Origin of the sequence: Pseudomonas baetica (assembly GCF_051216495.1) — a bacterium.
Taxonomy (GTDB): domain Bacteria; phylum Pseudomonadota; class Gammaproteobacteria; order Pseudomonadales; family Pseudomonadaceae; genus Aquipseudomonas; species Aquipseudomonas baetica_B.
In genome coordinates this window covers 55,532-69,579 of record NZ_JBPKAM010000022.1, presented here as the reverse complement: position 1 = coordinate 69,579, position 14,048 = coordinate 55,532, and the positions used below count along the sequence as shown (strand labels likewise).

Sequence of the window (14,048 nt, the reverse complement as noted above, 5' to 3'; positions counted from 1 at the left end):
CGCTCCCACAGGAAGCACACAATTCCCTGTGGGAGCGAGCCTGCTCGCGAATGCGCCGGAACAGTCGACACAAAATCCGGATCAGTCCGAACGGCTCAACGACGTCCAAAGCAACTGCGCCGCGTACCCGCGATAAGGCCGCCACGCTTCAGCCCGCAACGACAACTGTTGCGCTGTCACCGGTCCACCTTCCAGCGCCGCCAACGCATTGATCAACCCCACATCCCCCGTCGGGAAGCCATCCATCTCGCGCAACTGCCGCAGGGCAATGTATTGCGCCGTCCAGTCACCAATACCGTACAACGCCAGCAACCGCGCCACACCACCCTGCCGGTCCGGCTCAAACAACAATGGATCATCGAGCAACGCCTGGGCCACGCCCGATAACGTGCGGCCACGGCTTTTCGGCATCCCCAAGGTCGCGAGGTCCGCAGCCGCCAACACTTCAGCCTCGGGAAAGACATGGCTCAGGCCTCCTCGCGGCGAAGGCAACGGCGCGCCGTATTGCACGACCAGCTTCCCGGCCAGTTTGATCGCCGCCGTCACCGTGATCTGCTGGCCCAGCACCGCACGAATCGCCAACTCCAGTCCGTCCCATGTCCCCGGCACACGCAGCCCCGGACGTTCGGCGATCAACCGCGCCAGCAGCGGATCAACCGTCAGATGCCGATGCATCGTGGCGAGATCGGCATCCAGATCAAACATTCGCCGCACTCGCGCGACGATTTCGGGCACCGCCGTCGGGTCGGGAAAATCGAGGTCCAGTTCCAGTGTGTCCGCTGATGCAGGCTTGATCGACAAGGTGCCGTGAATCCCCCTCAAGCCAATGCTGCGCGAATAAACGCCATCGACCACCTCTTCCATGCCGGTAATCGCCCGCGCCGACAAAAAGCCGAGCATGGCGGGCCAGTCGTAGGGTGGTTGAAACGTCAGCAACAACTTCATGGTGGTCCCTCAAATTGCTCAGTGTGACCAGATTATCCTTTGTGGGAGCGAGCCGGCTCGCTCCCACGGGATTTCACCAATCGCCCGCCCCAAGGCATACTTGCCACCCTTCATACGCCAGAATCCAGAACCGCCCCATGCGTATCCACGTCAGCTTCATCGACCGCGTTGGTATCACCCAGGAAGTCCTGGCCTTGCTCGGTGGGCGCAATCTCAATCTGGATGCGGTGGAAATGGTTCCGCCCAACGTTTACATCGATGCCCCGACCCTGAGTCCGGACGTTCTCGAAGAGCTGCGCGATGCGTTGCTCAGCGTGCGCGGCGTGCAGGCGATGACGGTGGTCGACATCCTGCCCGGCCAGCGCCGGCACCTGCAACTCGATGCGCTGCTGGCGGCCATGACTGATCCGGTACTGGCACTGGACAGCGCGGGTAAGGTGCTGCTGGCCAACCCGGCGTTGATCGCCCTGTACGGCCGCGAACCGGCCGGTGAAAGCGTTGCCGACCTGTTCGCCGACCCCGCCCTGCTCGACACCTTGCTCGAACACGGTTTTCGTTTGCCACTGCGGGAAATCACCGTCAACGGCCAGACCTTGTTGCTCGACGCCACACCGATCACCGATGCCGGCGCCCTGCTGACCCTGTACCAACCGAACCGCATCGGCGAACGTCTGTCGGCGCTTCACCACGACCATGCCGAAGGTTTCGATGCCCTGCTGGGCGAATCGCCGGTGATCCGCACGCTCAAGGTTCGCGCTCAACGAGTAGCAGCCCTCGATGCGCCCTTGTTGATCCAGGGCGAAACCGGTACCGGCAAGGAACTGGTGGCCCGCGCCTGCCACGCCATCAGTGCCCGGCACAATTCGCCGTTTCTGGCGTTGAACTGTGCGGCACTGCCGGAAAACCTCGCCGAAAGCGAACTGTTCGGCTACGCCCCCGGCGCCTTCACCGGTGCACAACGCGGTGGCAAGCCGGGGCTGATGGAACTGGCCAACCAGGGCACGGTGTTCCTCGATGAGATCGGCGAAATGTCGCCGTATTTGCAGGCCAAACTGCTGCGCTTCCTTAACGACGGCAGCTTCCGTCGGGTCGGCGGCGATCGCGAAGTGAAGGTCAACGTACGCATTCTCAGTGCGACCCACCGCAACCTGGAAAAAATGGTCAGCGAAGGGCTGTTCCGCGAAGACCTGTTTTACCGCCTCAATGTCCTCAACGTCGAAGTCCCACCGCTGCGCGAACGTGGCCAGGACATCCTGCTGCTGGCCCGCTACTTCATGCAGCAGGCCTGTGCGCAGATCCAGCGCCCGGTCTGCCGTCTGGCGCCGGGCACTTACCCGGCCCTGCTGGGCAACCGTTGGCCGGGCAACGTACGTCAATTGCAAAACGTGATTTTCCGCGCCGCGGCCATTTGCGAAAGCAGCCTGGTGGACATCGGCGACCTCGACATTGCCGGCACCTCGGTGGCGCGACAGAGCGACCACGACGTCGACAGCCTGGAACAGGCGATGGACGAGTTCGAGAAAACCCTGCTGGAAAAACTCTACGTCAGCTACCCCTCGACCCGGCAACTGGCCAACCGCCTGCAAACCTCCCACACCGCGATCGCCCATCGGTTGCGCAAGTACGGCATACCCAACAAGCCATAATCCTTACAGCTGAAACACCTCTCCCTGCCAACAAAATCTACTGTGGGAGCCAGCCTGCTGGCTCCCACAGGTTTTGAGTTCGACCCGGAAATTTCACTCTAAAACCGACCTCCACCTGTACTGAAAGCGCTACAGCGGAACGATATCGCTACACCCTCCTCCGAACAGCGCCGTGCAAGGCTTTGATCCACTTCAGCTTTTTTCTTCGCCTGCACCTGTAGCGATTTCGCTACAGCAGGCCGATAAGCAATACCGAGAAACCAACTTAAGTTATTGATTTATAACGATAAAAAAACTTTGGCCGCGTTCTTGCTTAGTACCTGCCTATAAATCAGGGCAATTGCCCAAGCATTCAATCGCGTCCACCAGACGATTCTGGCCCCTTAGGAGTTTTCCATGAGCGAATTGCGTTTTACTGAAGATCACGAATGGCTGCGCACCGAAGCTGACGGCACCGTTACAGTCGGCATCACCGCTTTCGCACAGAACGCACTGGGCGACGTGGTTTTCGTGCAATTGCCTGAACTGCAGTCCTACGATAAAGGCGCCGAAGCGGCCACCGTGGAATCGGTAAAGGCGGCCAGCGGCGTTTATATGCCTTTGGACGGTGAAGTGCTGGAAGTCAACCCGGCGCTGGACAGTGCTCCGGAGCTGGTCAACGAAGATCCTCTGGGCGAAGGCTGGTTCTTCCGCTTCCAGCCAAGCGACGCTTCGGCGGTCGCCCAACTGCTGGATCAGGACGCTTACGACCGCCTGATCAAAGCCCAAGCCGAAGCCTGAGGAACACCGACATGACCCAAGTCAACCTGACGACTTCGAACGAATTCATTGCCCGTCACATCGGCCCACGCGCCGGTGACGAGCAAGCCATGCTCAACACCCTCGGTTTCGACTCCCTGGAAGCCCTGAGCGCCAGCGTCATCCCGGACAGCATCAAGGGCACCAGCGTGCTCGGCCTGGAAGACGGCCTGAGCGAAGCCGATGCCCTGGCGATGATCAAAGGCATCGCCGGCAAGAACCAGCTGTTCAAGACCTACATCGGCCAGGGCTACTACGGCACCCACACGCCGTCGCCGATCCTGCGCAACCTGCTGGAAAACCCGGCCTGGTACACCGCTTACACCCCGTACCAGCCTGAAATTTCCCAGGGTCGTCTCGAAGCGCTGCTGAACTTTCAGACCCTGATCAGCGACCTCACCGGCCTGCCGATCGCCAACGCATCCTTGCTCGACGAAGCCACCGCTGCCGCCGAAGCCATGACCTTCTGCAAGCGCCTGAGCAAGAACAAGGGCAGCCACCAATTCTTCGCCTCCGTGCATAGCCACCCGCAAACCCTAGACGTACTGCGCACCCGTGCCGAGCCATTGGGCATCGACGTAGTGGTCGGTGACGAGCGTGAACTGACCGATGTCAGCGCGTTCTTCGGCGCCTTGCTGCAATACCCGGCGAGCAACGGTGATGTCTTCGACTACCGCGAGCTGACCGAACGTTTCCACGCCGCCAACGCCCTGGTTGCCGTTGCCGCCGACCTGCTGGCCCTGACCGTGCTGACGCCACCGGGCGAGTTCGGTGCCGACGTGGCCATCGGCAGCGCGCAACGCTTCGGCGTGCCACTGGGCTTCGGTGGCCCGCACGCCGCTTACTTCTCCACCAAGGATGCGTTCAAGCGCGACATGCCGGGCCGTCTGGTCGGCGTGTCCGTGGACCGTTTCGGCAAGCCGGCCCTGCGCCTGGCCATGCAAACCCGCGAGCAACACATCCGCCGCGAGAAGGCCACTTCGAACATCTGCACCGCGCAAGTGCTGCTGGCCAACATCGCCAGCATGTACGCCGTGTATCACGGTCCGAAAGGACTGACGCAGATCGCTAACCGCGTGCATCAACTGACCGCGATTCTGGCCAAGGGCCTGAGCGCGCTGGGCCTGAGCGTCGAGCAGGAGCACTTCTTCGACACCCTGACCCTGAACACCGGCGCCAATACCACCAAGCTGCACGACCAGGCACGCGCCCAGCGCATTAACCTGCGCGTGGTGGATGCCGAGCGCCTGGGCCTGTCCCTCGACGAAACCAGCACCCAGGCCGACGTGGAAACCCTGTGGGCACTGCTGGCCGAAGGCAAGGCCCTGCCGGACTTCGCAGCCCTCGCTGCCTCGGTACAAAGCACCATCCCGGCCGCGCTGGTGCGCCAATCGCCGATCCTCAGCCATCCAGTGTTCAACCGTTATCACTCGGAAACCGAGCTGATGCGCTACCTGCGCAAGCTCGCCGACAAGGACCTGGCGCTGGACCGCACCATGATCCCGCTGGGTTCGTGCACCATGAAACTCAACGCCGCCAGCGAAATGATCCCGGTGACCTGGGCCGAATTCGGCGCCCTGCACCCGTTCGCCCCGGCCGAGCAAAGCGCCGGTTACCAGCAACTGACCGACGAACTGGAAGCGATGCTCTGCGCCGCCACCGGTTACGATTCGATCTCGCTGCAACCGAACGCCGGCTCCCAGGGTGAATACGCCGGCCTGCTGGCGATCCGCGCCTACCACCAGAGCCGTGGCGAAGACCGCCGCGACATCTGCCTGATCCCGTCGTCGGCCCACGGCACCAACCCGGCCACCGCACAAATGGCCGGCATGCGCGTGGTCGTAACTGCGTGCGACGCGCGCGGTAACGTCGACATTGAAGACCTGCGCGCCAAGGCCATCGAGCACCGCGAACACCTCGCCGCGCTGATGATCACCTACCCGTCGACCCACGGCGTGTTCGAAGAAGGCATCCGCGAAATCTGCGGCATCATTCACGACAACGGCGGCCAGGTGTACATCGACGGCGCGAACATGAACGCCATGGTCGGCCTCTGCGCCCCAGGCAAGTTCGGCGGCGACGTTTCGCACCTGAACCTGCACAAGACCTTCTGCATCCCTCACGGCGGTGGCGGCCCGGGCGTCGGCCCGATCGGCGTGAAATCGCACCTGACGCCTTTCCTGCCGGGTCACGCACAAATGGCCCGCAAGGAAGGCGCGGTCTGTGCCGCACCGTTCGGCAGCGCAAGCATTCTGCCGATCACCTGGATGTACATCCGCATGATGGGCGGTGCCGGTCTCAAGCGCGCTTCGCAGCTGGCAATCCTCAACGCCAACTACATTTCCCGTCGCCTGGAAGAGCATTACCCAGTGCTGTACACCGGCAGCAACGGCCTGGTGGCGCACGAGTGCATCCTCGACCTGCGTCCACTCAAGGACAGCAGCGGTATCAGCGTCGATGACGTGGCCAAGCGCCTGATCGACTTCGGCTTCCACGCCCCGACCATGTCGTTCCCGGTGGCCGGCACTTTGATGATCGAGCCGACCGAAAGCGAATCCAAGGAAGAACTGGACCGCTTCTGCGACGCCATGATCCGCATCCGCGAAGAAATCCGCGCGGTGGAAAACGGCACCCTGGACAAGGACGACAACCCGCTGAAAAACGCCCCGCACACCGCGGCGGAACTGGTAGGCGAGTGGTCGCACCCGTACAGCCGTGAGCAGGCGGTATACCCGGTTGCGTCGCTGATCGAAGCCAAATACTGGCCACCGGTCGGTCGCGTCGACAACGTGTTCGGCGATCGCAACCTGGTCTGCGCTTGCCCGTCGATCGAAAGCTACGCTTAAAGCAACCACAAGCCTCAAGCCGCAAGCTACAAGTTAAAAGCCAGGAGCTCTTACTTGCAGCTTGTGGCTTGTGGCTTGCAGCTCGCAACTTGCCGTTGTGCCTATAACAAGAAACCGGAGAACAACCATGTCGCTTAGCGTGTTCGACCTGTTCAAGATTGGCATCGGTCCCTCCAGCTCCCATACCGTCGGCCCCATGCGCGCAGCCGCGCGTTTCGCCGAAGGCCTGCGTCGTGAAGGGCTGCTGACGGCGACTAACTGCGTCAAAGTCGAGCTCTACGGTTCGCTCGGTGCCACCGGCAAGGGTCACGGCAGCGACAAAGCCGTGTTGCTCGGACTGGAAGGCGAACACCCGGACACCGTGGACACCGAAACCGTCGCCGCCCGCCTGCAAGGCATTCGCGGCAACGGACGCTTGAACCTGCTCGGCGAACACAGCATCGCGTTCAACGAGAAAGAACACCTGGCGATGATTCGCAAGCCGCTGGCCTATCACCCCAACGGCATGATTTTTCGTGCATTCGACGCCGCGGGCCTGCAAATCCGCAGTCGCGAGTATTACTCGGTCGGCGGTGGTTTTGTCGTCGATGAAGACGCCGCTGGCGCCGACCGCATTGTCGAAGACTCGACCCCCCTGACTTTCCCTTTCAAAAACGCCAAGGAACTGCTCGGTCATTGCGCCACCTATGGCCTGTCCATCAGCCAGGTGATGCTGACCAACGAAAGCGCCTGGCGTCCGGAAGCGGAAACCCGTGCCGGCCTGCTGAAGATCTGGCAGGTCATGCAGGATTGCGTCGCCGCCGGTTGCCGCAACGAAGGCATCCTGCCCGGAGGCTTGAAGGTCAAGCGTCGGGCGGCTGCGCTGTACCGGCAATTGTGCAAGAACCCGGAGTCGTCCCTGCGCGATCCACTGTCGGTGTTGGACTGGGTCAACCTGTATGCCCTGGCGGTCAATGAAGAAAACGCCAACGGCGGACGCGTTGTCACAGCGCCCACCAACGGTGCGGCCGGCATCATCCCGGCGGTGCTGCATTACTACATGCGCTTCATTCCCACGGCGAACGACGACGGGGTGGTGCGCTTTCTGCTGACCGCCGCAGCCATCGGCATTCTGTACAAGGAAAACGCTTCGATTTCCGGCGCTGAAGTCGGCTGTCAGGGCGAGGTCGGCGTGGCCTGCTCGATGGCCGCCGGTGCCTTGTGCGAAGTCCTTGGCGGTACGGTGCAACAAGTGGAAAACGCCGCGGAAATCGGCATGGAACACAATCTGGGCCTGACCTGCGACCCGATTGGCGGCCTGGTGCAAGTGCCTTGCATCGAGCGCAACGCCATGGGATCGGTCAAGGCCATCAATGCAGTGCGCATGGCCATGCGCGGCGACGGTCAGCACTTCGTTTCCCTCGACAAGGTCATCCGCACCATGCGCCAGACCGGCGCCGACATGAAAAGCAAATACAAGGAAACCGCCCGTGGCGGTTTGGCGGTCAACATTATCGAGTGCTGATGTGCTCACCACACCTGCACACTTTTTCAGGAGCTGAATATGTCCACCGAACAACTGTTGAAAACCCCGTTGCACGCGCTGCACATCGAACTGGGCGCGCGCATGGTGCCGTTCGCCGGCTATGACATGCCTGTGCAATACCCGCTGGGCGTGATGAAGGAACACCAGCACACCCGCGATCAGGCCGGGCTGTTCGACGTTTCGCACATGGGCCAGATCCGCCTGACCGGCGCCAATGCCGCCAAGGCCCTGGAAACCCTGGTGCCGGTTGACATCATCGACCTGCCGGTGGGCATGCAGCGCTATGCGATGTTCACCAACGAGACCGGCGGAATCCTCGATGACCTGATGGTCGCCAACCTGGGTAACGATGAACTGTTCCTGGTGGTCAACGCCGCCTGCAAGGACCAGGACCTGGCGCACCTGCAAAAGCACATCGCCGGTCAGTGCCAGATCGAGCCACTGTTCGAAGAGCGCGCCCTGCTGGCCTTGCAAGGTCCGGCAGCGGTCACTGTACTGGCGCGTCTGGCACCGGAAGTGGCAAAGATGACCTTCATGCAGTTCACCCGCGTGAAGTTGCTGGGCGTGGATTGTTTTGTCAGCCGCTCGGGTTACACCGGTGAGGACGGTTTCGAAATCTCCGTACCCGCGGCTAACGCCGAAGCCCTTTCCCGCGCCCTGCTGGCGGAACCGGAAGTCGAAGCCATTGGCCTTGGCGCTCGCGACTCGCTGCGCCTGGAAGCCGGCCTGTGCCTGTACGGCCACGACATGAACACCGACACCACCCCGATCGAAGCCAGTCTGCTGTGGGCCATCTCCAAGCCGCGTCGTGCCGATGGCGCGCGCGCTGGCGGCTTCCCGGGCGCTGAAAACGTATTCGCCCAGCAACAAAGCGGTGTCAGCCGCAAGCGTGTCGGCCTGCTGCCGCAAGAACGCACCCCGGTGCGTGAAGGCGCTGAGATCGTCAACGAAGCCGGCGAGATCATCGGCAGCGTCTGCAGCGGTGGTTTCGGACCGACCCTGGGTGGTCCTTTGGCGATGGGTTATCTCGACAGCGCTTATATCGCTATCGATACACCGGTATGGGCAATTGTTCGTGGGAAAAAGGTTCCTTTGCTTGTAAGCAAAATGCCATTTGTTCCACAACGCTACTATCGTGGCTGATTGACTGTTTCTATAAGTAACGCGATTGCGTTATGCCTGCACTAATGTGTAACGCAATCGCCATAAAATAGTGCATCGATTTTTCATTCCATTCGAATATGAACTTGGCTTATAACGTTCGAAAACAATTGAACAAGGCAATCGAATAAGCCTGTACTAGTGAACCGACTAAGCCAGCGAACACAGGAAAACCGGGGCCTTCACAGGGCTTGTTTTTTCTCCCGTAGTTGGCGTAGAGTTTGTTCACTGTGTTTGCATGGGTCGCTTGGAATCGTGACCTGGGCAGTAGCCTACAAGTTAGCTACATCCCGTTCGACGTCTTCTTACTCTCCTGCAACCAGCCCCAGTACTCTGTCATGAGATAGAGACTGTCATTAATTTTAGCGTCAAAGGAAATAAGAAATGTCCCAACGTCAGAGCGGTACCGTCAAGTGGTTTAACGACGAGAAAGGTTTTGGTTTTATCACTCCAGAAAGCGGTCCGGATCTGTTCGTGCATTTCCGCGCTATTCAGGGCAACGGCTTCAAGAGCCTGAAAGAAGGCCAAAAAGTGACCTTCATCGCCGTGCAAGGCCAGAAAGGCATGCAGGCTGACGAAGTTCAAGCAGAAGCTTAATCTTCTGTAACGAAAAAGCCCCTGATGCTGACATCAGGGGCTTTTTTGTGCGCGTAAATCCGTAAAATGGCTTCTTTTTTCGCCGAGAGCCGCCATGTCGAAACACCTGCTTAACCCCCAGGGCGAATTTCCTGCCGTTGGCTTGGGTCGTCGTCTGGCCGCGATGTTCTATGACTTCCTGCTGTGCACTGCCCTGCTGATCGTCACCAGCGGCGTTTATAAAATGATCCAGATGGCGATCATTGGCGAAGACAAGATGCGCTCACTGACAGAGTCCGGAGCGCTCGACGGTGACCCGCTGCTCTCGACCGTGCTGCTGTTCGTGCTGTTTGGCTTCTTCGCCAAGTTCTGGACCCACTCCGGCCAGACCCTGGGCATGCAGGTCTGGGGCATCCGCGTACAGAACGCCGATGGCTCTGCGATCAGCCTGTGGCAGGCGCTGCTGCGCTTTGTGGTGTCGATCGCGTCCTGGCTGTGCGTTGGACTGGGATTCATCTGGTCACTGTTCGACAAGCAGAAGCGCAGCTGGCACGACATCTACTCCGACACCCGGCTCGTGCGGATCCCGAAGAAGACCAAGTAATTCTGACAAGCACATACCAATGTGGGAGCGAGCCCGCTCGCGAAAAAGGAGTATCAGCCAATATTAATGCTGCTGATACACCGCTTTCGCGAGCAGGCTCGCTCCCACAGTTTTTTTGCGTTGCGACTGAACGGTGTTAAGCGTTCCCGGCCAACTTCATCCTGGCAGCCTGGGTAAAGTCCAGCATGCGCTTGAGCGGCCGAATGGCCTGAGGAATCAGCGCCGGATCGACAAAGATTTCGTTCGCCCCTTCCTTCAAGCTCTTGAGCGTACGCTCAAGGGTGTTCATCGCCATCCACGGGCAGTGCGCGCAACTACGGCATGCAGCGCCGTTACCGGCCGTGGGCGCTTCGATAAAGACTTTGTCCGGGCACAGCTGCTGCATCTTGTAGAAGATGCCACGGTCGGTCGCAACGATCAGAGTCTTATTCGGCAACGTCTGTGCTGCCGCGATCAACTGACTGGTAGAACCAACGGCATCCGCCAACTCGATTACCGAGGTCGGCGACTCAGGGTGCACCAGGATCGCGGCATCGGGATACAGCGCCTTCATGTCTTCAAGCTGTTTGGACTTGAACTCTTCGTGAACGATGCAGGCACCGTCCCACAACAGCATGTCGGCACCGGTCTGGCGCTGGATGTAGGTGCCCAGATGCTTGTCCGGTCCCCAAATGATGGTTTCGCCGTTGTCCATCAGGCTTTCGACGATCTCCAGCGCGCAGCTCGACGTCACCACCCAATCCGCCCGCGCCTTGACCGCCGCCGAGGTGTTGGCATAAACCACCACGGTACGCTCGGGATGCTGGTCGCAGAACGCGGAAAACTCGTCGACCGGGCAGCCCAGGTCCAGCGAGCACGTTGCCTCCAGCGTTGGCATCAGGATACGTTTTTCGGGGTTGAGGATCTTGGCCGTCTCGCCCATGAACTTGACCCCGGCAACCACCACGGTCTTGGCCGGATGAGCATTGCCGAAGCGGGCCATCTCCAGCGAATCGGAGACACAGCCACCGGTTTCTTCAGCCAGGGCCTGAATGATCGGATCGCAATAGAAGTGAGCCACCAGCACCGCATCCTGAGCCTTGAGCTCGGCTGCAATGGCGGCACGGTAATAGGCCTCCTCGTCGGCCGTCAGCGGCTTGGGCTGTTTGGCGTCGAGGTGGGCTTGAACCAGAAGGCGTTCGGAAATCTGCGTCATGTTCGCAAGACCTGCAGGCGCATTCGCGCGAAAGTCGAGTATACACCCGGCTCCGGACCCATCAGGGTACCGCCGGGAAAGTGAGTATTCATCAGGCACGGACAGCGTTGAAGCTGCGCAAGGCTACAGAATATCCCGAGGATGCAAAAGATGATTCTGACCTGCGTCGTGCAGTGCAGCCCAAGAACCGGACGGGCTTAAATCGCAGACAAAAAAAAATCCGGAAATCCTCACTTTCGTGGGCCTTCCAGACTTTTAAAACAGCTTGAAAATGGTGGGTCGTGTGGGATTCGAACCTACGACCAATTGGTTAAAAGCCAACTGCTCTACCAACTGAGCTAACGACCCGCTGTGTGGTGGCGCGTATAATACTGATTTTTAAGGACTATTCAACACCTATTTTAAAATAATTCAAAAATAAGGTGTCGGGTCGCTGATTCCGGCCGCTGCAAAGCCTTCCGCACGCAGTCGGCAGCTGTCGCATTTGCCGCACGCACGGCCTTCATCGTCGGCTTGATAGCACGAAACGGTCAGACCGTAATTCACGCCAAGCTTCACGCCAGCCTGGACGATCTGCGCCTTGCTGAGGTTTTGCAGCGGTGCCTGGATACGGAAACCCTGTCCTTCCACACCAGCCTTGGTTGCCAGATTGGCCATGCGCTCGAAGGCTTCGACGAACTCCGGACGGCAGTCCGGGTAACCCGAATAGTCGACAGCATTCACACCGATAAAGATATCGCGTGCGCCCAACACTTCGGCCCAACCCAACGCCAGCGACAGGAACACCGTGTTGCGTGCCGGTACGTAAGTCACCGGGATGCCTTCCCCTGCCTCTTCCGGCACATCGATACTGCTGTCAGTCAGTGCCGAACCGCCGATGCCGTTCAGGTTCAAACCAATCACTTTGTGCTCGACCACACCCAGGTCACGAGCAACACGCTCGGCGGCAAACAGTTCGGCGTGAGAACGCTGACCGTAATTGAAACTCATGGTGTAGCAGCTGTAACCTTCGGCGCGCGCCATGGCGACGACCGTGGCCGAATCCAGGCCACCCGACAACAAGATGACCGCACGTTTTTCCGCAGTGTTCAGTTGTTCCGTCATTTCAGCGCCCCGGCTCGTCATTCCAAAGATATTTATGCAGCTGCAATTGCAGGCGCACTGGCAGATTGTCCGCGACCACCCAGTCAGCCAGGTCCCGCGCATTCAGGTCGTGGTGACTTGGCGAAAACAGGACTTCGCCAGCTCGCTGGTCCAGACCGTACTGGATGAGCTTGGAAACCGACCAGTCATAGTCCTCACGCGAGCAGATGACAAATTTCACCTGATCGTTGGGGGTGAGCAGTTCAATGTTTTCGTAACGGTTGCGATGCGCCTCTTTCGAACCCGGGGTTTTCAGGTCGACGACGCGACTGACCCTGGGATCTACCGCCGAGATGTCGATTGAGCCACTGGTTTCCAGTGACACTTCGTAACCGGCATCACACAACCGCTTGAGCAATGGAATGGCGTTGGGTTGCGCCAGGGGCTCGCCGCCCGTGACACAAACATAACGCGGGCGAAAACCGGCGACTTGCTCGAGGATATCGTCGAGCGTGCGGATAGTCCCGCCCGTGAACGCGTAGGCGCTGTCGCAGTATTGGCAACGCAACGGGCAACCGGTCAGGCGCACAAAAACCGTGGGCAAGCCGGCAGTCCGAGTTTCACCCTGCAACGAGTAGAAAACTTCGGTGATTCTCAATGTGTCTTGCATAGTCGCCACGGGCGTAACAGCTAAACAGGCTGTCCGCCTCCGTCAGGCACTTCAAGGAACCCCGGCAATGCGTAGATCCCAAAAAGCGTGTTTCAGAAAAAGGGTGTGAATTCTAACGAAAAAACCCGCGACAAGCGCGGGTTTCTTCGAAACGGGTCAAGCAGGCTTACATTTTTTGCAGATCGCGCTGGGCCAACTGAGCAGCGGAAGTCCCCGGATACTGGGACACCACCTGCTGCAGAATGCCTTTGACACGGTCGGTGTGACCGAGGCGGCGCTCTACATCAGCAAGCTTGTACAGCGAATCAGGCACTTTGGCATGCTTTGGATAGAGCTGTGAAACCTTGGCAAACGCCTGACCTGCACCCTGCAGATCGCCTTTGGCCAGGTTGACTTCGCCCAACCAATACTGCGCGTTGCCCGCGTATTGGCTATTGGGGTATTTGCGCAGGAATGCGGCGAAAGCCTGGCTGGCCTTGTCGAAATCCTTGGCTTTGATCAGGTCGAAGGCAGCGTCGTAGTAGAGCTTTTCCTTCGCCGGATCTGCCGGCTCGCCACCCGCGGCAGGTGCTTGAGCTGCTGCCGCCCCCGCGGCTGCGCCTGCTGCACCGGGGGCATTCAAATCACCACCAGTGGAAGAATTTTCTGGAGTCGCGGCTGGTGCAACGCCGGACCCGATGCGCCGATCAAGATCCTGGTATCGCTCCAGGCCTTCCTGCTTCAGGCGTGCTACATCATTTTGCAGAACTTCGATCGCATTTTGCTGGCGCTCGAGCTGTTGCTGCATCGATTGCAGTTGGTTGAACAGCTCGCCCTGTGCCGAGACAGGGGCCGAAACCCCTCCCCCGGCATAGGCGCCGTTCGTACCGTAACCCGCAGGCGGATAACTGCTCCCGCTATTGCCGGAGTCATTATCGACCACAGGAACCGCAGCCCACACCGCAAGCGGTGCGAGACTGAGAGCCAGAACAGTTACAGCACGACGGCACGTTCGCATGA

The 14,048-nt window shown here is 59.8% G+C and carries 12 protein-coding genes and 1 tRNA gene; 7 read left to right on the top strand and 6 right to left on the bottom strand.

The genetic code is table 11. The features are described 5' to 3' along the window. Nucleotides 1-81 precede the first annotated feature (81 nt). Nucleotides 82-945 (bottom strand): DNA-3-methyladenine glycosylase family protein, encoded by an 864-nt coding sequence (locus ACSFE6_RS10980; protein WP_435427605.1) that lies wholly within the window; start codon nucleotides 943-945, stop codon nucleotides 82-84. 137 nt (nucleotides 946-1,082) lie between these two features. Between ACSFE6_RS10980 and ACSFE6_RS10975 the strand changes: the two genes are divergently transcribed. The 7 genes from ACSFE6_RS10975 (at nucleotide 1,083) to ACSFE6_RS10945 (ending at nucleotide 10,101) form a co-directional block, all read left to right on the top strand. Beyond that, nucleotides 1,083-2,591, top strand: coding sequence for a sigma-54-dependent transcriptional regulator (locus ACSFE6_RS10975; RefSeq protein WP_435427604.1), 1,509 nt, complete (start codon nucleotides 1,083-1,085; stop codon nucleotides 2,589-2,591). 396 nt (nucleotides 2,592-2,987) lie between these two features. Beyond that, on the top strand, nucleotides 2,988-3,371 hold the full coding sequence (gcvH, locus tag ACSFE6_RS10970; RefSeq protein WP_435427603.1) for a glycine cleavage system protein GcvH: 384 nt from the start codon (nucleotides 2,988-2,990) through the stop codon (nucleotides 3,369-3,371). A gap of 11 nt (nucleotides 3,372-3,382) precedes the next feature. Next, nucleotides 3,383-6,235, top strand: coding sequence for an aminomethyl-transferring glycine dehydrogenase (gene gcvP / locus ACSFE6_RS10965; RefSeq protein WP_435427602.1), 2,853 nt, complete (start codon nucleotides 3,383-3,385; stop codon nucleotides 6,233-6,235). 127 nt (nucleotides 6,236-6,362) lie between these two features. Further along, a complete protein-coding gene (locus ACSFE6_RS10960; RefSeq protein ID WP_435427601.1) occupies nucleotides 6,363-7,739 on the top strand; it encodes an L-serine ammonia-lyase in 1,377 nt (458 codons plus the stop codon). A 39-nt stretch (nucleotides 7,740-7,778) separates the two neighbouring features. Beyond that, complete coding sequence (gene gcvT / locus ACSFE6_RS10955; RefSeq protein ID WP_435427600.1) at nucleotides 7,779-8,903, top strand: glycine cleavage system aminomethyltransferase GcvT; 1,125 nt, start codon at nucleotides 7,779-7,781, stop codon at nucleotides 8,901-8,903. Between the two features lie 402 nt (nucleotides 8,904-9,305). Beyond that, nucleotides 9,306-9,518: a cold-shock protein gene (locus tag ACSFE6_RS10950; protein ID WP_007977299.1), complete on the top strand. Its 213-nt coding sequence runs from the start codon at nucleotides 9,306-9,308 to the stop codon at nucleotides 9,516-9,518. Between the two features lie 94 nt (nucleotides 9,519-9,612). Then, nucleotides 9,613-10,101, top strand: a complete 489-nt coding sequence (locus tag ACSFE6_RS10945; RefSeq protein WP_435427599.1) for an RDD family protein — start codon at nucleotides 9,613-9,615, stop codon at nucleotides 10,099-10,101. Between the two features lie 136 nt (nucleotides 10,102-10,237). On the opposite strand, the gene nadA is transcribed toward ACSFE6_RS10945, so the two are convergent. The 5 genes from nadA to ybgF all read right to left on the bottom strand — a co-directional run bounded on the left by nadA (nucleotide 10,238) and on the right by ybgF (nucleotide 14,046). Continuing rightward, on the bottom strand, nucleotides 10,238-11,296 hold the full coding sequence (nadA, locus tag ACSFE6_RS10940; RefSeq protein WP_435427598.1) for a quinolinate synthase NadA: 1,059 nt from the start codon (nucleotides 11,294-11,296) through the stop codon (nucleotides 10,238-10,240). Nucleotides 11,297-11,568: 272 nt separating this feature from the next. Further along, nucleotides 11,569-11,644: transfer RNA gene (locus tag ACSFE6_RS10935), tRNA-Lys, on the bottom strand. Nucleotides 11,645-11,707: 63 nt separating this feature from the next. Continuing rightward, nucleotides 11,708-12,400 (bottom strand): 7-cyano-7-deazaguanine synthase QueC, encoded by a 693-nt coding sequence (queC, locus tag ACSFE6_RS10930; protein ID WP_435427597.1) that lies wholly within the window; start codon nucleotides 12,398-12,400, stop codon nucleotides 11,708-11,710. Between the two features lies 1 nt (nucleotide 12,401). Next, a complete protein-coding gene (gene queE, locus ACSFE6_RS10925) occupies nucleotides 12,402-13,049 on the bottom strand; it encodes a 7-carboxy-7-deazaguanine synthase QueE (protein ID WP_095193179.1) in 648 nt (215 codons plus the stop codon). 166 nt (nucleotides 13,050-13,215) lie between these two features. After that, nucleotides 13,216-14,046, bottom strand: coding sequence for a tol-pal system protein YbgF (ybgF, locus tag ACSFE6_RS10920; RefSeq protein ID WP_435427596.1), 831 nt, complete (start codon nucleotides 14,044-14,046; stop codon nucleotides 13,216-13,218). Between the last annotated feature and the right edge of the window lie 2 nt (nucleotides 14,047-14,048).

Excerpts from the sequence above, each read along its gene's own strand:
- nadA (WP_435427598.1), bottom strand. The coding sequence starts at position 11,296 with ATGACGCAGATTTCCGAACGCCTTCTGGTTCAAGCCCACCTCGACGCC.
- ACSFE6_RS10945 (WP_435427599.1), top strand. The coding sequence starts at position 9,613 with ATGTCGAAACACCTGCTTAACCCCCAGGGCGAATTTCCTGCCGTTGGC.
- gcvP (WP_435427602.1), top strand. The coding sequence starts at position 3,383 with ATGACCCAAGTCAACCTGACGACTTCGAACGAATTCATTGCCCGTCAC.
- ACSFE6_RS10975 (WP_435427604.1), top strand. The coding sequence starts at position 1,083 with ATGCGTATCCACGTCAGCTTCATCGACCGCGTTGGTATCACCCAGGAA.
- gcvH (WP_435427603.1), top strand. The coding sequence starts at position 2,988 with ATGAGCGAATTGCGTTTTACTGAAGATCACGAATGGCTGCGCACCGAA.
- queC (WP_435427597.1), bottom strand. The coding sequence starts at position 12,400 with ATGACGGAACAACTGAACACTGCGGAAAAACGTGCGGTCATCTTGTTG.
- ACSFE6_RS10950 (WP_007977299.1), top strand. The coding sequence starts at position 9,306 with ATGTCCCAACGTCAGAGCGGTACCGTCAAGTGGTTTAACGACGAGAAA.
- ybgF (WP_435427596.1), bottom strand. The coding sequence starts at position 14,046 with ATGCGAACGTGCCGTCGTGCTGTAACTGTTCTGGCTCTCAGTCTCGCA.
- gcvT (WP_435427600.1), top strand. The coding sequence starts at position 7,779 with ATGTCCACCGAACAACTGTTGAAAACCCCGTTGCACGCGCTGCACATC.
- queE (WP_095193179.1), bottom strand. The coding sequence starts at position 13,049 with ATGCAAGACACATTGAGAATCACCGAAGTTTTCTACTCGTTGCAGGGT.
- ACSFE6_RS10980 (WP_435427605.1), bottom strand. The coding sequence starts at position 945 with ATGAAGTTGTTGCTGACGTTTCAACCACCCTACGACTGGCCCGCCATG.
- ACSFE6_RS10960 (WP_435427601.1), top strand. The coding sequence starts at position 6,363 with ATGTCGCTTAGCGTGTTCGACCTGTTCAAGATTGGCATCGGTCCCTCC.